The 22,735-nt window shown below is 42.6% G+C and carries 16 protein-coding genes and 2 pseudogenes; 6 read left to right on the forward strand and 12 right to left on the reverse strand.

What is annotated here, in order from left to right:
- Window positions 1-98 precede the first annotated feature (98 nt).
- Both SWP_RS24340 and SWP_RS24750 read left to right on the forward strand, forming a co-directional pair.
- Window positions 99-977, forward strand: a pseudogene (locus tag SWP_RS24340) (LysR family transcriptional regulator); the annotation flags it as partial.
- Between the two features lie 210 nt (window positions 978-1,187).
- A pseudogene (locus SWP_RS24750) lies at window positions 1,188-1,496 on the forward strand (N-acetyltransferase family protein); the annotation flags it as partial.
- A 69-nt stretch (window positions 1,497-1,565) separates the two neighbouring features.
- On the opposite strand, the gene rho reads toward SWP_RS24750, so the two are convergent.
- Together rho and trxA are read right to left on the reverse strand one after the other, a co-directional pair.
- The gene (gene rho / locus SWP_RS01990; RefSeq protein WP_020910646.1) at window positions 1,566-2,831 is read right to left on the reverse strand and encodes a transcription termination factor Rho; all 1,266 of its coding nucleotides are present in this window, start codon (window positions 2,829-2,831) and stop codon (window positions 1,566-1,568) included.
- A 503-nt stretch (window positions 2,832-3,334) separates the two neighbouring features.
- Window positions 3,335-3,661 (reverse strand): thioredoxin TrxA, encoded by a 327-nt coding sequence (gene trxA / locus SWP_RS01995; protein WP_020910647.1) that lies wholly within the window; start codon window positions 3,659-3,661, stop codon window positions 3,335-3,337.
- A gap of 407 nt (window positions 3,662-4,068) precedes the next feature.
- Between trxA and rhlB the strand changes: the two genes are divergently transcribed.
- The 4 genes from rhlB (at window position 4,069) to SWP_RS02015 (ending at window position 13,098) form a co-directional block, all read left to right on the forward strand.
- Entirely contained in the window at window positions 4,069-5,382 is a 1,314-nt protein-coding gene (gene rhlB / locus SWP_RS02000) for an ATP-dependent RNA helicase RhlB (RefSeq protein ID WP_020910648.1), read from the forward strand.
- Between the two features lie 16 nt (window positions 5,383-5,398).
- Window positions 5,399-6,313: a Ppx/GppA phosphatase family protein gene (locus tag SWP_RS02005; protein ID WP_020910649.1), complete on the forward strand. Its 915-nt coding sequence runs from the start codon at window positions 5,399-5,401 to the stop codon at window positions 6,311-6,313.
- 381 nt (window positions 6,314-6,694) lie between these two features.
- Window positions 6,695-9,697 carry a TonB-dependent receptor gene (locus tag SWP_RS02010; RefSeq protein ID WP_044555563.1) on the forward strand — a complete coding sequence of 1,001 codons (3,003 nt, stop codon included), beginning with the start codon at window positions 6,695-6,697 and terminating at the stop codon, window positions 9,695-9,697.
- A gap of 419 nt (window positions 9,698-10,116) precedes the next feature.
- Window positions 10,117-13,098 (forward strand): TonB-dependent receptor, encoded by a 2,982-nt coding sequence (locus SWP_RS02015; protein ID WP_044555564.1) that lies wholly within the window; start codon window positions 10,117-10,119, stop codon window positions 13,096-13,098.
- Window positions 13,099-13,170: 72 nt separating this feature from the next.
- Here SWP_RS02015 and SWP_RS02020 read toward each other — a convergent pair whose 3' ends face one another.
- From SWP_RS02020 to SWP_RS02065, 10 genes are all read right to left on the reverse strand, one after another.
- Window positions 13,171-13,710, reverse strand: a complete 540-nt coding sequence (locus SWP_RS02020) for a thioredoxin family protein (RefSeq protein WP_044555565.1) — start codon at window positions 13,708-13,710, stop codon at window positions 13,171-13,173.
- A 235-nt stretch (window positions 13,711-13,945) separates the two neighbouring features.
- A complete protein-coding gene (gene hemB / locus SWP_RS02025) occupies window positions 13,946-14,956 on the reverse strand; it encodes a porphobilinogen synthase (protein WP_044555566.1) in 1,011 nt (336 codons plus the stop codon).
- A 92-nt stretch (window positions 14,957-15,048) separates the two neighbouring features.
- Entirely contained in the window at window positions 15,049-16,920 is a 1,872-nt protein-coding gene (locus SWP_RS02030) for a sensor domain-containing diguanylate cyclase (RefSeq protein WP_044555568.1), read from the reverse strand.
- On the reverse strand, window positions 16,920-17,714 hold the full coding sequence (locus SWP_RS02035) for a TatD family hydrolase (protein WP_020910655.1): 795 nt from the start codon (window positions 17,712-17,714) through the stop codon (window positions 16,920-16,922). The genes SWP_RS02030 and SWP_RS02035 overlap by 1 nt, the downstream gene beginning before the upstream one ends.
- Window positions 17,714-18,232, reverse strand: coding sequence for a hypothetical protein (locus SWP_RS02040; RefSeq protein WP_020910656.1), 519 nt, complete (start codon window positions 18,230-18,232; stop codon window positions 17,714-17,716). Before SWP_RS02040 ends, SWP_RS02035 begins: the two co-directional genes overlap by 1 nt.
- 752 nt (window positions 18,233-18,984) lie before the next feature.
- Window positions 18,985-19,749, reverse strand: coding sequence for a twin-arginine translocase subunit TatC (gene tatC, locus SWP_RS02045; RefSeq protein WP_020910658.1), 765 nt, complete (start codon window positions 19,747-19,749; stop codon window positions 18,985-18,987).
- Between the two features lie 3 nt (window positions 19,750-19,752).
- Complete coding sequence (tatB, locus tag SWP_RS02050) at window positions 19,753-20,148, reverse strand: Sec-independent protein translocase protein TatB (protein WP_020910659.1); 396 nt, start codon at window positions 20,146-20,148, stop codon at window positions 19,753-19,755.
- Between the two features lie 6 nt (window positions 20,149-20,154).
- Window positions 20,155-20,394 (reverse strand): Sec-independent protein translocase subunit TatA, encoded by a 240-nt coding sequence (gene tatA / locus SWP_RS02055; RefSeq protein WP_020910660.1) that lies wholly within the window; start codon window positions 20,392-20,394, stop codon window positions 20,155-20,157.
- Between the two features lie 61 nt (window positions 20,395-20,455).
- Complete coding sequence (gene ubiB, locus SWP_RS02060) at window positions 20,456-22,105, reverse strand: ubiquinone biosynthesis regulatory protein kinase UbiB (protein WP_020910661.1); 1,650 nt, start codon at window positions 22,103-22,105, stop codon at window positions 20,456-20,458.
- Window positions 22,102-22,725, reverse strand: coding sequence for a ubiquinone biosynthesis accessory factor UbiJ (locus SWP_RS02065; RefSeq protein ID WP_020910662.1), 624 nt, complete (start codon window positions 22,723-22,725; stop codon window positions 22,102-22,104). The genes ubiB and SWP_RS02065 overlap by 4 nt, the downstream gene beginning before the upstream one ends.
- Window positions 22,726-22,735 lie beyond the last annotated feature (10 nt).

The raw sequence follows: 22,735 nt of genomic DNA on the forward strand, positions 1-22,735 counted from the left end.
GCTTTTTTGTGGATGAAGTTTAGCGCTCGATTATACAGATTGGTATTATCTATAATTTAATTATAATCAGATGATATTTATAAGCGGAATGTTGAATAATGCAGCTAAATGATTTAACTCTTTTTGTTAGAGTTGCCGATTGCGGTAGCTTAACTGCTGCGGCGGTGGAGCTTGATATTTCCACTGCAGTAGCGAGCGCGGGCCTTAAAAGGCTAGAAAAAGAGCTTGGTACCTCACTATTTATCCGCAGTACTCGCAGCCTTAGATTGACAGATGCTGGCGAGCGTTACCTGATCCATTGCAGGAGTGCGCTTGCTGATCTTGATATGGGGCAGCGTGCAATTACTTCGAGCCTTGCTGAAATATCCGGCTCTATCAGCCTAGCAGTGCCATCAGATGTGGGCCGTAATGTGGTACTTTCATGGCTGGATGATTTTCTTTCTGAGTATCCTGAACTTAATCTTCGGCTGCATATCGGCGATAACTTATCAGACTTTTATCGCGATAAAATTGATGTCGCATTACGATCGGGTAAACCAAAAGATTCATCGCTGGTGGCATTTAAAATTTGTAATTCTAGCCGTGTGTTATGCGCTTCACCTGAGTATATTGAGCGAGTAGGCGCTGTGACCTCATTAGAACAGTTGCAACAACATAACTGTTTATTCTTTATGTTGGACGAGCGTACTCATGACCAATGGTTCTTTAGCCGTGATGGCCAGAAACATAAAGTGCGGGTAACTTCTAATCGCACTTGCAATGATGCTGATGTCGCCAGGCGCTGGGCAGTAGCAGGTCAAGGTGTTGTTTATAAGTCTTGGTTAGATTTAACGGATGATATTGATGCAGGGCGACTTGTGCCAATGCTCACTGAGTTCGCTGGTGAGGAGGCTGATTTATATCTAGTTTGCCCCGGACGTGAGCATGTTACGCCTGTAGTTTTATTGCTTAGAGACATGCTTAGAGATCACTGCAAAGCTTGGCTAGCAAGGACTAAAGATCGCTGTTTAAAAGACACTTCTGCAAAGCTTCCTGTAAAGGTTATTAGGCCAGCTGAACAGGCTGACTTAACCACAGTACAAGCTTTAGCAAGAGAGACGATAGATAAGTGCTATCGTTCATTTCTAGGTGATGAGGGCGTTGACTGGTTTATCAATGGCGGTGGCAGCGACAAAGAGATTGTTGAGCATCTTGCCAATATTATTGTGCTTGAAGTTGACAGCGTTATCGTTGGTTACTGCGCCGCAGAAGAGGGCTTCATCCATATACTGATGATAAGTCCTCAGTGGCAAGGAGCGAGCTTGGGTGCTTACTTATTAGCACAAGTTGAGAAAATGCAACAAGCTGCAGGCTATGAGCATTTGCGTCTAGAAACCTTTAAGGGCAATCAACAAGCACTTAGTTTTTATCATAAGCAGGGCTGGTCGATTAGCCGCGAAGAGCAAGATGAATCCTTTGGCTTTGTTAGGGTCTCTATGCGCAAGATACTCGAATGAGTTAAAAAGTTGCAAGCACAAAAAAACCGCATCGAGTGCGGTTTTTTAGTTTATTAACTCGCTTAAGATTTAAGTCTTAGCGCGCTTCATCGCAGTGAAGAACTCATCGTTAGTCTTGGTCATTGCCAATTTGTCGATTAGGAATTCCATACCAGTCACTTCATCCATTGGGTTCAAGATTTTACGCAAGATCCACATTTTTTGAAGTTCATCTGGAGTGGTTAGCTTCTCTTCACGGCGAGTACCAGAGCGATTGAAATCAATTGCTGGGAATACACGCTTTTCAGCGGCTTTACGCGACAGGTGTAACTCTTGGTTACCTGTACCTTTAAACTCTTCGTAAATCACTTCGTCCATCTTAGAACCAGTATCAACAAGCGCTGTTGCGATAATGGTTAGGCTGCCGCCATGTTCGATGTTACGAGCTGCACCGAAGAAGCGCTTAGGACGGTGTAGTGCGTTAGCGTCAACACCACCGGTAAGAACTTTACCCGATGATGGAATAACAGTGTTATAGGCACGTGCTAGACGAGTAATCGAGTCGAGCAGAATGACGACGTCTTTCTTATGCTCAACAAGACGTTTAGCTTTTTCAATCACCATCTCAGCAACTTGTACGTGACGGCTTGCTGGCTCGTCAAAAGTAGAAGCAATAACTTCACCTTTAACCATGCGCTGCATCTCGGTAACTTCTTCAGGACGTTCGTCAATTAGCAGTACCATCAATACAACGTCTGGATTGTTGTAAGTGATGCTTTGCGCCATGTTCTGCAGTAATAGTGTTTTACCTGCTTTTGGAGGCGCAACAATCAAACCACGTTGACCTTTACCAACTGGCGAACATAAATCCAGAATACGTGAGGTAATATCTTCTGTAGAACCATTACCGCGCTCCATGCGTAATCGCTCTTCGGCATGCAGTGGGGTTAAGTTTTCAAAAAGGATTTTATTACGAGAGTTTTCTGGACGATCGAAGTTGACCTCAGTCACTTTCAATAGTGCAAAATAACGCTCACCATCTTTAGGTGGGCGGATCTTGCCGAAGATAGTATCACCTGTACGCATGTTAAAGCGGCGAATTTGGCTTGGTGATACATAAATATCATCTGGACCCGCTAAGTAAGACCCATCAGAGCTACGTAGGAAACCAAAACCGTCTTGTAGGATCTCTAATACGCCGCCACCGAAAATATCTTCACCGCTTTTGGCGTGGGCTTTTAAGATCGAGAAAATAATGTCCTGTTTACGAGCACGGGCCATATTTTCGAGCTTCATGTCTTGGGCTAGTTGTACTAAATCTGAAATCGATGTGTCTTTTAATTCTGATAAATTCATCTTGGTGGGTCTTGTTTTTTACGTGACGATGCCATCTTAGATCAATGAGGTTAAAACTTTTTGAATATCGATCGGATAGCGAGAAGTGGGTTAGTTAGAATCGCTTTGGTTATTAAAGTAGCACTAACTTGGCGGGGCGTCTAGAAATTTAGTTAAACCCGACACATTTTCTTGTTGAAGCTGTGTCGGGGGTCACTCTAACTTGCTTTAGTGGCTTATAGCGCTACTAAAGTGTTATACCAATCGGTATAAGTAGTGGGTCTACTCAGAGTGTTTTTTTGCGAACTAATTCAAGGCGGATAATTGCCATAATGGTTGCTCCCTTATGCCTTTATCCAACACCGAAGTAGGAAGCCAAAAACACTCCTTACAGGCGAGTGTTAGCGGCTCCGATGCTGCGTTAATGAGCTTGAACGTAGAATAACTATGTACTTCACTCAAAGCCTTGCCTCAAAACCACTAAACTCTCGCTGAGCGACCAAATCTTTATACCGGTTGGTATATTACAGTTGGCCGTCAATAAACTCTTTAAGTTGAGTCTTTGAAAGAGCACCAACTTTAGTCGCTGCAAGCTCACCAGCTTTAAATAGTAGTAGAGTTGGGATGCCACGAACACCATATTTAGCTGGTGATACGTTGTTTTGGTCAACGTTTAACTTAGCAACAGTGATCTTACCTGCATACTCTTCAGCTACGTCATCTAAGATTGGGGCAATCATTTTACAAGGACCACACCATTCTGCCCAAAAATCAACCAGAACTGGCAGTTCAGAGTTAATTACGTCGTTTTCGAAGCTGTCGTCGCTTAGGTATACAATCTTGTCGCTCATGTTGTTCTCCAGTTTGGTTGCCATTGCTGGTTTGTTAATGGCTTAACCTGTATATTGGGTCGGTAAAATAGCTTTTCAAGCTAAAAGTTAATCATTTAATAAAGTCGCTACTCTCGGGTATCGAAAAACGCTTTAGACAAGACGATGATTTATAGGCATAGTGAGCCTAAGTCAACGATGACTAACGCATAAAAACGTATTTAATTCGCCTTAAGAGAACGCTAAATACACGCTAAAATTTCATCGCATCACCATAAAATAGAGGGAATAGTGATTCCGTCACTGATGCTGCAAATATCGTGAAAAACGTTTCTCTGAGTGTGTACCAATTTTCAGCGATAAAAATAATATCGTTATTTCAAACGATCACGTTTCTTATTGCAACCTTTTACAGGTAAGCCTGCGCTATGAGCGAAACACATTTATCTACAAAAAAGTTTGCCGACTTCCCGTTACATAAAGAAGTTCAACAAGCACTTAACGAAGTTGGTTTTGAGTTTTGTACGCCGATCCAAGCGTTATCATTGCCGATTTTATTAGCCAAAAAAGATATCGCCGGACAAGCACAAACGGGAACAGGTAAGACATTAGCTTTTTTAGTCGCGACATTTAACCACCTGTTGACTGAAGCTGCTCCTACTGAGCGTAAAATCAATCAGCCACGAGCCATTATCATGGCGCCAACACGTGAGCTTGCCATTCAGATTGCTAAAGATGCCAACCTATTAGCGAAACATACCGGCCTTAAAGTCGGCATTGTTTATGGTGGTGAAGGTTATGAAGCACAACGAAAAGTGCTTGATAAAGGCATCGATATCTTGATTGGTACTACAGGTCGTATCATCGATTACGTTCGCCAAGGTGTTATTGACGTGAGTGCGATTCAAGCGGTAGTGCTTGATGAAGCGGATCGTATGTTTGATTTAGGTTTTATTAAAGACATTCGTTTCTTGTTTAGACGCATGCCTGATGCTAAATCACGTTTGAATATGCTGTTTTCTGCAACGCTTTCAATGAAAGTGCAAGAGTTGGCATATGATCATATGAACGAGCCTGAAAAAGTTGAAATCGCGCCGAATGAGAAAACCTCTAAGAACATTAAAGAGGAGATCTTCTATCCATCGATGGAAGAGAAGATGCCGTTGCTATTGTCTTTGCTCGAAGAAGATTGGCCAGAAAAAGCAATTGTTTTCTCAAATACCAAACATAGCTGTGAAAAAGTATGGTCATGGCTTGAGGGTGATGGACACCGAGTTGGCTTACTGACTGGTGATGTACCACAAAAGAAGCGTTTACGTATTCTTGAACAATTTACCAGTGGCGACATCGACGTTTTAGTGGCAACGGACGTAGCAGCTCGTGGATTACACATTGCTGATGTGTCTCATGTATACAACTATGACCTGCCAGATGACTGCGAAGATTATGTACACCGTATCGGTCGTACAGGTCGAGCTGGTCAAAAAGGGGTATCGGTTAGCTTTGCTTGCGAAGAGTATGCGCTGAACCTGCCAGCTATTGAGAGTTATATTCAACACTCAATTCCGGTGACATCATACGACAGTGAAGCTTTGCTTGATGATATCCCTGCGCCAAAACGTATCCATCGCAAACCAAGCAGTCACAGCCGTAATTCTCGCGATCGTAGTGGCTCTCGTCCACAAGGCGGCCATCGTGGTAATGCACCACGTCGTCACGATAAGACGCGTAGACATTCGTAATAGAGATACCGGGTAAATGACTTCTCCTAGCTATGCCGCCATTACGTTAGGCTCAAATAGTTTTAATATGATGGTGGCTAAAACCGTTAGCCACCATCCTAAAATTGTTGCCAAATACAAGCGTAAGGTGCGTTTGGCTGAAGGGATAGAGGCTGATGGGTCGCTGAACCCGTCAGCAATGACGCGAGGTATTGATTGCCTCGCAATGTTCTCTGAGATGCTCATTAAAGAGGGCGTATCTGCAGACAATGTAGAGATCATTGCAACTGCTACCTTAAGAAAAATTAGCAATGCCGATGATTTCTGTCAGCAAGCTCTTACAGTATTACCTCATCCAATTAGAATCATTTCAGGCATTGAAGAAGCACAACTTATCTATCAAGGCATGGCTGCCACCACTGAAGGTTCTGGGCGGCGCTTAGTGATTGATATTGGTGGTGCGAGTACCGAATTTATTATTGGTGACGGCGATAATATTCTACTTAAAACCAGCCTAGCGATGGGGTGTGTTACCTTCAATAATCGCTTCTTTAATCAATTTCCTTTTCAAACTCTCGACTTTGACCAAGTAAAAAATAGCGTCAAAGCAGCGTTAGGGGATTATGAAAGACAGCTTAGGCATCTTGGATGGCACAGTGTTGTCGGAGCCTCTGGCAGTGTGCAATCGGTTGTTGAACTGCTTAATGCTCGAAGTGAGTCAACGATCATCAGCATGGATGTATTGCTCACGCTCAAACAAGAAATTCTAAATCAGGATAGTGCTTCAATGCAGGATATTGTCGGCTTGAAACCTGAGAGAGCTCCTACCTTTGCAGCTGGTGTTGCGATACTGCTGGCACTATTTGAACTGCTTAAGATTGAAAAGTTACACCTTTCTGGTGGCGCTCTACGTGAAGGCGTTTTGCATCAATTGGCTAAGCGTAATTTATAACAAGTCTACTGTTATTTATCATAAAAGTTCCTATTTTTAATGACTTATACTATTTTTTGAAATCTGCCTTTATAAACTAATTAGTTCTATTTTAGAATTTTTAGCTATGTACTTTTGGTTGTTTTTCGCCCGATTTGGGCCTTTCATAAAACTATTCAATCCTATTCCTATCTAAAGAATTCCCCGAAAGTAATACCGTTTTCAAATTCAATCTCTTTTAATTTTTCGTACGAAAACCGAGCAAACCTAAATGGATTGTATGCAGTATATTCTCGATGTTAGTGTGCCGTGGCATTTCCCCAGAGCTCAAATGTTGTTCAGCAACAATCAAAAAATAAAGGGAATTTGCACAATAACTCTAGGAACAAAGGGAAATTTTGTATGAACGGAAATAACGCTTCAATGCGGTTTACTGCGAGAAAAACACTGGCTGCAATAGCAGTTGGTTCAGCTTTAATGCTTTCAGCTCCGGCGATGGCGGCTGATACTAGTATCGTCAAAGGTCATGTAGTATCAAATGGAGGTAGTAGCTTATCTAATGTGACTATCACGCTAAAGCATAAAACAAAAGGCCTTACCTATACGGTAGAAACCGATGGCAATGGGAGCTATTTTTTGCGTAACGTTCCAGTAGGAATGTACGATGTCAGCATAACTAAAGATGGTTTCACTACCAATAAAGAAAGTGGCGTTCGAGTCAGTGTTGGTCAACCGGTAATTTTAGATGGTCAGCTAATTGCTGAGGGCACAAGCGATGTAGAGCGTATTCAAGTCACGGGGTCGATGATCCGTCGTATTGATACCTCATCTTCAACATCTGGGATTACATTTGGTCAAGATGAGCTGGATTTAATGCCTGTTGACACTGGCTTTGAAAATATTGCATTACTTGCTCCAGGTACTGCAGCCGCTGGTGGTTCCAATTTTAAAGGTGCTTCAAGCTTTGGTGGTTCATCTTCTGCAGAAAACGCCTATTTTCTAAATGGCTTAAATGTGACTGAAATCCGTACGGGGTTGGGGTCATTACGACTACCGTGGGAAGCCATCGCTGAAACTCAAATTAAAACAGGTGCGATTAGCCCTGATTTTGGTGGCGCAATTGGCGGTATTGTTAATGCGGTATCTAAATCTGGCGATAATGAGTTTAATTTTGGTGTAGAAGGTCGATGGGATCCAAGTTCTCTGCGATCAAATCACGATAGCATCTATCAGGCTGACGGCTCACCAGATTCAGACAATAGTAACAATAACGAGCATGATGAGTATGATTATAAACAGTTAAAAGTCTGGCTCAGTGGTGCCCTTATTGAAGATCAGCTGTTTTACTATGGCCTATATGAGCCAAGTCGAGAAGAGGAAAGCTGGGCTAGTCAATCGACTTATAGTGAAAAAGAGCGCAAGTCAGATCGTTGGTTTGCTAAGCTTGACTGGTACATGACTGAAGATCATTCGATTGGCTTTATGGCCATGAACAACAAGCGTACCTGGGACAGAGAGAAGTCAGTCTACGACTGGGAAACTAATGAGGTTGGCGTTCGAAAAGGCCTCACAGTGCCAGGTGAAGACGGTGGTGCGCTATACAGCTTGAATTATACTGGTTATATCACAGATAACTTTTCTGTAGCGGCTGTTGTTGGTCAAGTCAAAGAGGATGTTGAAAGCCATGTCGCCTCGACAGATCCATTTGTTCAAGATCGACGTACAGGCAGTAGAGTAGATTTAAGTAATCACACTGATTCAACCATCGTTGAGCAACATTACACTCGTGATCAAGCCCGAATCGATTTTAATTGGGACTTAGACGATCACGCAATCAGTTTTGGTGTTGATTATAGCAAGATTTCAGTCGATTACTTTGAAGATCAGAATGGTCTTGGTGAGGCTAGAGGTTGGTGGTATGTGAAAACTGCTGGAGAGGATTCAATCTCTCATGCACCTGATGGAACTGACTATATTGAGCGCCGCCGTCGCTCGACTTTCTCTAATAATGAATCTTCAGTAGAACAGTTAGCTTATTATGTAAATGACTCATGGCAGGCGACCGATAATTTAGTGATTAATGCTGGTGTGAGAATTAATAACTTCAAGAATACGGTATCTGATGGCCGTGCATTTGTTGATTTTGATAATGAAATTGCACCACGTTTACAAGCAATTTATGATATCCACGGTGATGGGACCGCTAAAGTGTATGCCACTTATGGTCGCTACTTTCAGCCCGTTTCAGTGAATATGAATATCAAACAGGGCGGTTCTCAAAAAGAAGATTTTGAGTACTACGCGCTTAATGAGCTTGATGTAAATGGCTACCCTGTGATTACCGCCGATGGCTCACCAAGCCGTGGTGACACGTTTAGAGATACCCGTGTAAGGCAAGTTGGGATCACTGAGCCTGGATTGATTGCATCAGCAAATCTTAAGCCTATGTTTTCCGATGAGTTTACCCTTGGTTATCAGCAAGAAGTCTTTGAGACAATGTCTGCAGGCGCTCGGGTGATTTGGCGCGACCTAGGTCGTGGCGCAGAAGATACTGATATGGCGCCAATTTTGGCCAAAAAACTCGAAGAGCTGGGTATTGAGGATAATGTAGGCCAAGGAAGTTACTATGTATTACATAATCCTGGCTCAAACACTGTCTTGTCTTATGACTTCGATGGTGACGGCCAGGTTGACAATGTTAATTTGACGGCCGAAGAGCTCGCCTTAAAATCAATGCAACGTCATTATTTGGCGCTTGAGCTAACACTTGATGGCAATGTTACTGATGACCTACGGATTAACTCCTCCTATACGTTGTCCCATAACTGGGGCAATACCGAAGGGCTAGTTAAAACTGATAACAATCAAGCTGATCCCGGTTGGACAACTTCATACGATTATGGTGACTTGATGGACCATAGCTATGGCGACTTACCAAACGATCATACTCATGTATTTAAGCTGAATGGTGCATACAATATTACCGAAGATTTGATTTTTGGTTTTGTAGGTAGCCTAAGTTCAGGACGTCCGCAAAATGCATTTGGTAGACACCCCGAAGGCATTGACAGTTGTGCGGCTGGTAACCCTTGGGATGCGTGTGTGAGTAAGTATTATGGTGCGGAGAGTTTCTATGATGAAGATGGCAACCCAACTCCACGTGGCTCACAAGGTAATCTTCCTTGGGTAACGAACTTAGATCTATCGCTAACCTATTTGGCTGAGATATTTGATAACCAGTTTAGTGTTAAAGCAACTGTTTATAATGTATTTAATTCAGATACAGCAACTAATATCAATGAAGAGCGTACGCAAGGTAATGGTGATTTCAACCCTGATTATGGGCTAACAACCGATAGACAAGAGGCACGTTTTGTCTCTTTCGTGGCACGTTATGAATTTTAGTTAGGGGCTTTAGCCTAATACATAGATGGTCATTATTGAGACCAGTAGCGATCGCTACTGGTCTTTTTTATGGATCAACCCCTCCTTCAGAACAACGGCTCCTCATCTTTTTATAACTAAATCTTGTATATTATATTCATTTGTTCTCATAAGGGGTGGAACTTTTAAATATCCAATTGCCTGTTTTTTACCCTGTAAACTCCTACTTCTATTGAGTTTTCCCGCTGTCAATCATGCAATTAATTCATGTTGATAATAATTCTTGATTAACTTCTTGCGGGATAAAGTAGATTGTATACGACTTCCGTATGATGTTAATGTCTTGTTGCATCTTCCTAGCAAGCCAAGTCGTTTTAAAACGGCATTCAAATAATAAATGGAATTTGCATAAAAACTATAGGAATAAAGGGAAATTAGCTATGAACGGAAATAGTGCTTTAAAGCGTTTGACTGCGAGGAAAACACTGGCAGCTTTAGCAGTTACTTCGGTGTTAATGATGACTGCTCCTGCGGTAATTGCTGCGGACGGTTTTGGTGTCATAAAGGGACACATAACAACAGATGTTGGTGGTGATGCTAGCAATGCTACAGTGACTATCAAACATGAATCTAAAGGGATTGTAAAAGAGACGACTACTGGAGCTAACGGTAACTTCTCATTAAAAGGCCTCCCGATTGGTAAGTACACAGTGACCATTATGAAGAATGGTTTCTATCAAGTACAAGAACAACACATTGAAATCACAGTAGGTAATGCACTGACATTCGACGTCGCACTTGATGCTGAAAATGCTGACGTAGAGCGAATCGCAGTAAATGGTGCGCGAATTAGCAGAGTTGACACAAGTAGCACAACCACCTCCCAAGTTATCTCGATTAAAGAACTTAATCAGCTACCCGTTGAACTGGACTCGACGGCAATTGCATTGTTGACCCCTGGCTCTGTTGCTGGAGATGATGGCTTTGGCGGAGTTGCTATTGGCGGTTCATCTGTTGCTGAAAATGGCTACTACTTAAATGGGTTGAACATCACCGACTTAAGAAAAGGAATGGGTGATATCGACCTTCCATGGGAAGCGATGGCGCAAACCGAGGTGCAAACCGGTGGTGTATCAGCTGAATACGGTCGCTTTATCGGTGGTGTTGTTAACTTAGTTTCTAAATCCGGTGATAATGAGTGGAAGTTCGGTGCAAAAGCCGAATATGCCCCTGATTCATTGGCTGAGCCAGATCTTCGTGTAAAAAATGATGGCAGCATCGAAGAAGTTGAAGATGGCTACTGGGAAGAAACTGAGTATAACATGTGGGCTTCAGGTGCGATTGTTGAAGACAAACTGTTTTTCTATGCTTTATGGAATCCAAATGTTGAAGAGTCTACCAGCGCAGGTGAAACAACAGTAAGAGATAAAGAGTGGGATACAAATCGTTGGTTTACTAAATTGGATTGGTATATTACCGATGATCATTCCTTAGGGATGATGGCATTTAGTAATGAAGGCGATTACTCAAGCACACAATATAGCCGTGATGAAGACGGCAATAGAGGTGATGCAATTGGTCTAACTGAGTCTACCTATGGCGGTATCGGTTGGAATGCGCAATATACAGGTTATCTAACTGATGATATTACATTATCAGCGATGTATGGCGAGATCACTCAGTCGACAAAAGACAACTCTGGTACATTAGATCAATCTACTTATGAAGATTATCGTTCTGGTAGCTATGAACGTTTAGGTGATTGGGTTGGTTACGGTTCATCGGAAACTGAAGATAAGCGTATAACTTACCGTATTGATCTTGATTGGGTTATTGGTGACCATACCTTACGTGGTGGTTATGATTATGAACGATTAGAGATTGCTGATATCTATACTCCTCATGGCGATGGTTGGTATGAGTACTATGCTGCAGGTGCAGATAACTCCTACGGTCTAGCTGAAGGTACTGAGTATGCAGATCTACGTATTTGGGGCAAGCAAAGTGCTACAGAGAATGTTCATACTGCGTTTTATATCTCTGATACCTGGGCCGTCACGGATACTGTGACGATCAATGCGGGTGTTCGCTACAGTGAATTTAGTAATACCACAGGCTCTGGTGATAAATACGTTGACCTTGACGGTCAATATGCACCAAGACTCGGCGCAACTTGGGATGTGCTAGGTAACGGTGAAAGCAAGATTTATGCATCATATGGCCGTTACTTCCAACCTGTTTCGCCAAATACAAATTTAAGAATGGCTTCGTCTGCATATGACTCTCATATTGTAAGCCACCTTAATGGCGTCAATGCTGATGGTTCACCGATCTTAGGTAATGAAATTGATCGTCGTATTGTTGCTGATGGCTCAGTACCTGATGCTGACCAATTGTTCAATAATAAAGCGGGCTCAATGTATTCTGATGAGTTTGCATTAGGTTATCAGCAGCAAATTAATGACGACTGGGCTGTTGGTATCCGTGGTGTTTACCGAGACCTAAAGCAATCTATTGAAGATGTATCGTTTAACTACGGTATGAACCAATGGATTAAAGAGAACTATGACGCAAACACTTGGCATGCTGGAAACGGTGAGACAAGCGCTGAAGATTACTTTGTTGGTGGCTGGTTCCCTACTTTAACAAACCCAGGTATTGGCACTGAGATCTATTATGATGTCGATGGTGATGGCGTTAAAGAAACGGTAAACGTAAACTCTGACCAAATGGGTTTCCCAGAGGCAACTCGTACCTATAAAGCGGTTGAGCTTAACTTCTCAGGTAATGTAACCGAAGATTTCGTGCTAAACGGCTCTTACACTTGGTCTAAAAGTGAAGGTAATACAGAAGGTTTAGTTCGTTCTGATAATGAGCAGGCCGATCCAGGTTGGACTACCTCTTTTGATTACCCTGAGTTAATGGATAATGGTGAAGGTTACCTGCCAAATGATAGACGCCATAACTTTAAGTTATACGGTGTTTATAATATTACAGAAGACTTCAGCGTCGGTTTCAACTCTTACTTACAATCAGGTCGCCCAATCAATGCGTTCGGTGTGCATCCTGAAGATCAAGGCTATTGTGTCACAGCTGTTGAAATCGTAGGACGTTGCTACGGCCGAGACTGGTATGGTGCTTCATCATTTTATGCTGATGGAGAAGCTGCACCACGCGGTAGCATGGGTCGTACAGACTGGATTTACAATATCGATTTAAACCTTTCATACACACTTGATATGGCTGATGCAGGATTGCTTAACTTTAAACTTAATGTGTTCAACCTCTTCAACTTTGACGGTGCAAAGGGTGTTGATGAGCAGTATGAGTTTGATAGTGGTGCGAAGAACGAGCGTTATGGATATACGGATAGCTTCCAGCAGCCTCGTTATGTGAGAGCGTCAGTACGTTACGATTTTTAAAGATTAGGTAATAGTAAAATAAAAAACCGCTCATTAGAGCGGTTTTTTTATGCAAAACAGCATATTAACTGATTAGAGCTTTAGGATATTCGCTAAATCTTTCTCTAAGGTCACTTCAGGTCTTTCGACTATACGACCTATCTCAGCACCTTTTTGCTCAACGATAATGGTTGGAATACGGCTGAACTCATAGTGCTTAGCCAAACCTTGTGGGTCTTCTTTCGCTCTATCAACACCAATAAACTGAACCGTAATATTCGGGTTATTAACCTGCTCCATAATACGGATGAATCGCGGTGTTTCACGATGGCAATCAGGACACCAAGTGCCAATAATAACCGTGATTTCGGTTGGCACAGTGATAGTTTTAAGCTGTGCAATCGTTGCTTGGTCAGCTTTGTATTCGCTATATTCTTGGCTGAACCAATCAAGCACATTCAGTTGTTCGTTGCTAACTAATCCGGTTAAGATCACTTCTTGTTTCTCCTCACTGCAAGTGGCCATAAAGCCTTCTTGCTCGCCTTCTTCGAATGCACAACCACTATTAGCCATACTTTGGCTGCTAAAAAATAGAACTGTGGTGGCAAGTAATGCTTTAACGTTATTGTGCATGATTATACCTTTCGCGAGAAGAAATGAATTCTGCTTTATTCAATCATGTCTTAACTAACGGGTGAAGCATGCTCTGGGAGTAATGTTATAGTGATCACTGCAATATTGTTGATTTAGTGGCAGGGCTCACACAATAGAGGTTGAGGATGATAACTAGAGAATTCTTGAATGTTTATTTAGCCAGAAAATAAAAATGCCACTCTTATTGTGAGTGGCATTTTCTATCAGCTTTTGGCTATTTGTCTTCTTTTAACCACTGCGCAGCGCGCTTGGCAAAATAGGTTAAGATGCCATCTGCACCAGCGCGTTTAAAGCAAAGTAACGATTCCATCACAATGGCTTTTTCCGCTAACCAACCATTTTGAATTGCGGCCATGTGCATTGCGTACTCGCCACTTACTTGGTAAGCAAAAGTGGGGACTGCAAGCTCAGTTTTAACGCGGTGGACAATATCGAGATATGGCATACCTGGTTTAACCATTACCATGTCGGCGCCTTCTTGAATATCGAGTGCCACTTCGTGCAATGCTTCATCGCTGTTTGCAGGGTCCATTTGGTAGCTATGTTTATTGCCACCTTTAAGGTTCCCCGCAGAGCCGACAGCATCACGGAAAGGACCGTAGTAGTTTGACGAATATTTGGCTGAGTAAGCCATTATTTGAGTATTCACATGGCCAGCTGCTTCTAACGCTTCTCGAATAGCACCAATACGTCCATCCATCATATCAGACGGAGCAACAATATCTGCGCCAGCTTCTGCATGGCTAAGTGCTTGCTTAACCAAGATCTCAGTGGTGATATCATTCATGATATAACCCGTTTCATCAATGATGCCGTCTTGCCCATGAGTGGTAAATGGGTCAAGGGCTACATCGGTCATCACACCTAGATCAGGAAAGGCTTCTTTTAGTGCGCGAACAGCACGTTGAGCTAATGCATCTGCATTATATGCCTCTTCTGCCATCAAAGTTTTCTTTTCTGAAGGCGTAACAGGGAAGAGAGCAATCAATGGGATCCCAAGCTCGACTAACTCGGCAGCTTCTTTAAGAAGGAGATCGATAGAAAGGCGTTCAACACCAGGCATAGATGCAACTTGCTCGGTACGATTGTTACCTTCAAGCACAAACATTGGGTAAATTAAGTCATTTACAGTGAGCTGGTTTTCAGACATGAGGCGACGGCTAAACTCATGTTTACGCATACGGCGCATTCTACGCTGTGGGTAGGCACTGGTAATAATATTCACATTCGGCTCCAAACTTATGGTGATGTCAATCTTGCTTAAGGTTTAATCTAGCTGAGAGCTCACATGCACTCAATACTTTATCGGCTCTGGAGTTAACTCTGTTCAGGTGTGTATAGCATGACCCTATTACGACCTTCATTCTTTGCACGATAAAGTGCTTTATCAGCCCGTTCCAATAGCAAGGTTGTATGTTGTTCAGATGAGACGATTTCGACGCTCACTCCAATACTAACCGTTAGTGGGATGGTAACACCGCCCCAACTAATCGGTAACTCAAAAATAGCTTTCCTTATTGACTCAGCAACTTGCAAGGCGCCTTCTTGATTCGTGTTCGGTAATATAATAGCAAACTCTTCACCGCCAAAACGTGATACCAGATCGGTTGGTCGTTTTAATTTTTGCTTTAATTCTACAGCAATGACTCGTAAAGCTTGGTCGCCTGCAAGGTGGCCATAGGTGTCATTTATCGATTTGAAGTGGTCGATATCTAGCATGAGTATTGCCATTGGTGTTTGCTGGCGGCGGCTAATGCGTCCCTCTGCGACAATTCGTTTGTCGAACGAATTTCTATTTTTAACTCCAGTTAAACTGTCAATAGTGGTTTGTTCTGTTAACTTTTGATTGGCCTCATTGAGTTCTCTTAGTGCAATCTCTAACTCTAATGTCCGCTCTTGTACCATCTGCCCAAGCTGCTCACTACTTCTAGCCTCTATACGGAGTGCTTCTTCTCGGGTCTGCTTTATATTTTCAGCTTGCAGTAAGGCTTCTTTTTGGATTTGCATTTTAGCGAGGCGCTCATCGTTATAACGAATAGCAAGTAGCGCAGCCATAAATATAATTTCGAAACTGAGCCCGAGCATAAAAGGGGTCTTGGCTTGCAACTCAAATTCTACATAGCCCAAATACATCAAGCCAGATATAAGCACACCTAGCATCATTCCCGCCCAGCCAATTGCAAAAAGCTTGGCTAGCTTATGGCCACGGATCCCCTGCAGCAAGGAGATGTACATTAATAATACGCAGGTGAACATGACTGCTGCTACATCCATTTTTAGCGCAAGGTTATACTCTAGAAATAAACCTATAAATAACAGCAAAACAGAAATTGCTGCCCCCGCTCTGCAGATCCTTAACATAGTAAGGCTATGGTATTTAAGCTGCATCACTTTTTCAGAAAACAGATAAGCAAATGCCATCGATATACATAATAGCATTGGTAAAATAAAGGTTTGAACCACAGGCCAATTTGGCCATATAAAACGAAAGGCGATACCGTGCAAGGTCGCCACAAATAAAGTCAAAGAGAGTACATAACCGGCGTAATAGGTATAACTAAATGAATGTGAAGTAAGGGCGATGAATAAACTGAAAATACCAATCGCTATGAGTACACCTATTTGAAAGCCATAGAGTAATGAATTTTGTTCTGAACTTTGATAATAGGTGTTATCTGACCACAGTGTCATCGGCAGATTCGCGGAGCCTGTTGTGCTTATTCTTATATAAAAAGTATGAAAATCATCACTCTTACTACTAAAAGGATATGAAAAATCATTACTGATGATGGGACGCTGAGAGAAAGGAATGCTGTCGCCCATGATGACTTTATTGACTAGCCGTTGCCGGTTAAAGTGATATAACTCAATGAGGTCTAGATGTGAGTTAGCGATTGAAATAATTTTGTTGCTGGTAAACGCCCCATTGCTATATAAGCTAAATTTCACCCAAAACTGTTTATCACCTAGCCCGCGAATGATATCTGGATTAAGTTTGTCCCAATGTGTAGAAGACAAGCGGCTTACTTGACCAATATCGCTGCTTTGGCTCGCTGCTGTGATGTAAACCCAGTCTGTTAACGGAAGCTTATCCGGAGTATTAATATCGATTGTTAATGCGTTTTCAGCATTAACAACACTTGAAAATATTAGGAACAACATGGACAAAGTGCGAATCATTAGCGACATCAAAAGGGTAACCCAAAAAATGAGCGGCTATTCTGATAGGTTTGCTGTACAAAATCATCAAAAGGTTGTTGCCGAAGGTTAGCCACATACTCAGCGATATAAGGTAAGTATTTGGGCTCATTTTTACTTGATTTAGGCTTGGGCCGCATGCTTCTTGGCTGTAAATAAGGGCTATCGGTTTCAATTAGAATGCGGTTGTCAGGGATCAGTGGTACTAGCTCTGCAAGCTCTTGTCCTCGACGCTCATCGCATACCCAACCAGTGATACCTAAATGCAGGTCTTGCTCTAAATAAGCAGCTAAACTGTTGCGGTTTCCGGTAAAACAATGCAGCAAGGCTGCAGGTAACTGGGGGCGATATTCTTTCACTATCGCCAGAAAGTCTTCATGGGCATCACGCTCATGCATCAATACTGGAAGTTGCAGCTCTATCGCCAATTCAAGCTGCTCAGCAAAAGCTTGCCTCTGTTTTGGTCTGGGGGAGAAGTCACGATTATAATCCAAACCACATTCGCCAATGGCAACCACACATTGAGCTAAGCTTAGTTGCTTAATTTGATGACTGCTTTGTGATGTCCATTCACTGGCGTGGTGTGGGTGGACACCAGCGGTGCTATATAGCTGCTTGGGATGCATGCTGCACAACTCTATCGCTTGGGCACTTTCCTCTGTGTGACTGCCTATGACTATCATCGACGTGACACCGACTTCGTTGGCATCGTCAACAACGCATTGAATTTTTTTCTCTAAGGCGCTGCCAACTAGATTGACAGCTATGTCCATAAACTGCGGCATTACTTAAGACGTTTAACACGAATAGTAGTATTGCGATCTTCCACTCCTAGAGTGAAAGAGCCTAGAGCCGCTTTTTTTATAAAGATCTCTTGTTCAGGTTTCAATTTAAAGTGTCGCGTATCAGCTTGTTTCCAGACTTGACCATTTTTAAACTCAATCTTTAATGCGCCGTATGGATCTTTTTTTATCTTGCTTACAGTTAGATAAATAGTATCTACAGTTTCCTCTTCAGTGTTCTTTTTCAAATTACCAAACTCTTCGACAGCACTCTTTTGTGTGTTGGCTGTAGTGGTTACAACCGCTGTAGAAGAAGCTACCACAACGGTCTCAGCGGCAGGAGTTTGGCCGTTTGTGTTTTGAGCTGCCAATGAGTTTGCGAGGTTATCATAACAAATAAGACGATCCAGCTTATCTTGCACTGTCGCGCATTTGGATAGCTGAGATTCAATTGAGGCATGTGCAAAGGTTGACAACAAAATGGAGGCTGTTGTTATCAGTAAAAGCTGGGGCTTAATCATTAAAAATGTCCTTTTATTATTAGAGGCAGTAGATCTTTCACGGTTGTTGTTATCGCGGCGTTACGATCCTAGCTACGCATCATCGCTCAAGTCTTGCCCTAAAAGCATTGAATTCGAGCAAAAACTAAGTTCGAAAGATCAACAGCCCCAAGAAGCAGACTAGATGAGGATTTTATATCAATTCCGTCATAGATGTAATCAATTCAGCACTTGCTTCTAATGTGTTTCGATATGAGTAATACCAATCACTTTGAAATGACTGAGTAGAGAGTTATACCAATTGCATTAAGTATTTGACCAATTCAGAACCCCTCAGCCTTTTCAATCCAAAGCGCATTGGTAAAGAAATGGTTATTCCCTTTTAAGCCAATGCAAAGCAGAAGTGGAAAGACTGAGGGGCTCACGTAGTGCGGCTGAGGTTAAACAAAATTGGCAAAACGCTGTATGCTTCGCTATGGGATTTGGATATACGACTAAATGGATTTAGGAGGTAGAGCGAAGCAGGATGCCAGAGCCGAGAATAACTATTAGCTCAAATTCCACTACTTGCCTACAGCGTTTTGAATTCCCGCTGAATGGTCAAACTTTTAATACAATTGGTATTAAAAGTGGATTGCTACTTCAGAAAGGGGCTGCAAGGCTGTAAAAGTTGCTGAGGTGCGTTGAATTAACGCTAAAAACAAAAAAGGTATTGCTCCATCTATGATGAATGACAATACCTTTTATCACATCTTTCTATCTATATCTTTTGGCTACTTACTGCCTTCACTCTCTTCAGTGGTATCTTCTTCGTCCTCTTCGGACTCACCTTTACTGTAAAAGCGTGCAGCTATTAGACCGCCTTCAAATAACACCAGCATCGGAATTGCGAGCATTGTTTGTGAAATAATATCTGGCGGAGTCAATAACATGCCGACAATAAATGCGCCTACCACAATATAAGGGCGTTTCTTTTTCAGCTCTTCAGGTGTAGTCACACCAGCCCAGCATAAAAGCACTACGGCAACAGGTATTTCAAAGGCCAAACCAAATGCGAAAAACAGTTTTAAAATGAAACTTAAATAACTGCTGATGTCGGTCGCAACTTCGACGCCATCTGGCGCTACGCTAGTAAAGAAGCCAAACACCACTGGAAATACAACATAATAGGCAAATGCGATACCGAGGTAAAATAGCAAGGTACTGCTTGCGAGTAGTGGTACTACTAATCGCTTTTCATGCTTGTAGAGCCCTGGCGCAACAAATGACCATATCTGAAACAGTACATAGGGAATGGCAATAAAAAATGCCAACACTAAGGTTAGTTTAAATGGTGCAAAAAAGGGTGCGGCAACATCCGTTGCAATCATACTGCTCGATTCGGGCAGAGCTTGCATGAGTGGAATGGCCATATAATGGTATATATCATTGGCCCAGTAGACCAAGCAGATAAACACCAAGAGAACACTACCAATTGCTCGAAGTAGCTTATTACGCAGTTCAAGCAAGTGGCTTATTAACGGTTGTTGTTGTGACATGGACTACCCGTTAGGTTTGTCTGACTTAGCGTTCTCTGTCGAAGTTGTCTCGGTAGTTGCGGTCTCTTTGGCGGGTGTTTCTTTTGCCGAAGGAGCATCTTCTACTTGATAAGGACGATTAACAGATTCCGCTGCTTGTTTAAGTTGATCGATTGAATCCTGTAACTCAGGGGCAAGGTTTTTAAGGCCTTGATTTTCCGCTTTTTTCAAATCAGTATGCAACTGCTCAATTTTAAGCTCTTGCTCTAATTCGTCTTTTACTGAGTTAGCCATCTTCTTCATGGCGCGGATCCAGCCTGAGATTGAGCGCACGGCGACTGGAAGTCTTTCAGGGCCGAGTACAACTAGCCCCAAGACTCCAATCAACAGCAACTCCATAAAGCCGATACCGTCGAACATAGTCGATTACGCCTGTTCTTTGTCCTTAGATTCAGCCTTTTTTTCGGCTGTGTCAGTGCTTTCTGCTTTCTTTTCAGCTGCACTGTCTTCTAGAGCCTTCTTCTCTTCTTCAGAAGACATGGCGTTTTTGAAGCCTTTAACTGCTCCACCTAAATCGCCGCCTAGTGAGCGTAACTTCTTAGTTCCAAACAATAATACTACAATCAATGCAATAATAAGAAGTTGCCAAATACTAATGCCACCCATTTACGAATCCTCTTAATTTAGATACTGGTTCTATTATGAACCTTTGGTTATTTAGGTCTAGCTAAAATTTGCGATTCTTTGGCCTAGATCGCCATCCGAGCACCCATAAAATGAGGCCTGTGCCGATGCTGCCGTAAGAAGCCCATAGTGTAGCGTCTTGATTTAACAAAATAGTGCCACAGATCACTAAAATAGCGGATGTGATCAAAAGATAGTTACTTTTATGGGCTTTTTGCTGATGTTTTAGATACCGGTCGAGTAATTTGTTATGGGTTTTAGCCAAATTACGGCCCATTTTCAAATTGTCGTAGATTAGTTCCGGTAATTCTGGGAGCTGGTCAGCCCAGTAAGGCAGTTGCTGCTTAATTTTCCCTGCCATGGCTTTTGGACCTACTTGCTCTGCCATCCAGTCTTCTAAGAAGGGTTTAGCTGTTTGCCATAAATCCAGTTGAGGGTATAACTGACGCCCTAGGCCTTCAATGTAAAGTAAGGTTTTTTCAAGCAGCACCAATTGAGGTTGCACCACCATATCGAATCGACGCGCGGTTCTAAATAGCTCTAGTAAAACATGTCCGAAGGAGATTTCGTCCAATGGTTTATTAAACATTGGCTCGCAAACAACTTTAACCGCTTGCTCAAAGGCACTGATGTCAGTATCAGCAGAGACCCAGCCTGATTCAATATAAAGCTGTGCTATACGGCGATAATCGCGATTAAAGAAGGCTAAGAAGTTTTCGGCTAAGTAGCGTTTATCTTCATCGGTGAGCGTCCCCATAATACCGCAATCTAAACCTATGTAGAAAGGATCGTTAGGGTGCTCGCGGCTGACAAAAATATTGCCCGGATGCATGTCTGCATGGAAAAAATTGTCGCGAAATACTTGGGTGAAAAACAGTTCGACACCACGTTCAGCCAAGAGTTTAAGGTTTGTGCCTTGTGCTTCAAGGGCTGCTTTATCTGAAACGGGGACACCGTCGATACGCTCCATGACAATGAGTCGAGTAAAACAGAGCTCTTCATACATGTATGGAATATAGAGCGCGTTAGAATCAAGGAAATTATTGCGCAGCTTTATCGCATTCAGCGCTTCGAGTTTAAGGTTTAACTCGCCCTCAATCGTAGTGCGATAATCTTCAACGACTTCAGCAGGGCGGAGACGGTTATTAGCGCCAAGCAAGCTTTCTAGAAAGTTGGCTGCTTGCGACATAAGCTGAATATCAGCATGCACTTTTTGCTCAACGTCTGGGCGTAATACCTTGAGTACCACTTTGGCGCCGTTGGATTTGAGTGTTGCTGTATGCACTTGTGAGATAGATGCTGACGCGAGTGGAGTATCTTCGAAATCATCGAAATAAGTTTCGATTGGAGCATTGAGTTCTTGTTCTATTGATTCGCGAGCAATTGCGGAGTCAAAAGGGGGCACTCTGTCTTGTAACATCGCCAGCTCTTCCGCCCACTCATCGCTAAGCAGATCGCGGCGAGTCGAGAGCATTTGGCCAAACTTAATGTAAACAGGCCCAAGCTCTTGCATAGCAAGCTTTAAGCGTTCACCACCGACTTTATCTTTATGTTTATTTCTAAGCCAAAATAGGCTGCCTCTTAACAACTTAAAATACCAAGGCGTTACCTTTGAAGGGATTAAATCATCGAGACCATAGTGAAGCGTGGTGCGGATGACTTGATAAGCGCGCTTGATACTTTTAACTGTCATTGTTTAGCTTTAGCCCTATTTAGTAGTTGCTCTATCCGTAAGCCCAAAGCATCGACGTCTAGTGCGATATCCTCGATAGTATCACTTAAGTGAATATATTCGAGCTTATGCGGTGCTAGTCGATACTCTTCGGTGGTTAATTGACCCAAGTGAGAGCGAATCTTTTGGAATACTTGGCAGATATCATGTTTAGCCTGCTTTAAGCCCTGGCTAACAAAGTGGGTTGGAGCATCACCTATATATTGAGAAAGCGGTTCTGCTAGGTCTAGCTCGACACTTTGCATATAGTGGCTAAAGGACTGCAGTAAACTCAGATCACCTTCAAGGCTGAGCTTGTCTTGCTTAATAAGCTCAGTGAGGTTTGCCCCTTCAGTCAGTTGATATAGCGTCGTGATATCAGCATTTACTTTGGTGGTTACATCACCTTCATATTGACTAAAGACTTGGATCTGCTTAGCAAAAAGTAGGTAAAGTGGCCAACTTAGTTGAGTCAGTTGAATGCAAAGTACCTTGCCGTTAAGACTGCGCAGTGAGCTGTAGTCTTCAGGCGATTGAGCGATTAGCTTATTTAAGCCAACCTCAATCGCCGCGCAAGTGAGTAGAGACATGTCTCGAGACATAGTGAGTCCA

Source organism: Shewanella piezotolerans WP3, assembly GCF_000014885.1.
Lineage (GTDB): Bacteria > Pseudomonadota > Gammaproteobacteria > Enterobacterales > Shewanellaceae > Shewanella > Shewanella piezotolerans.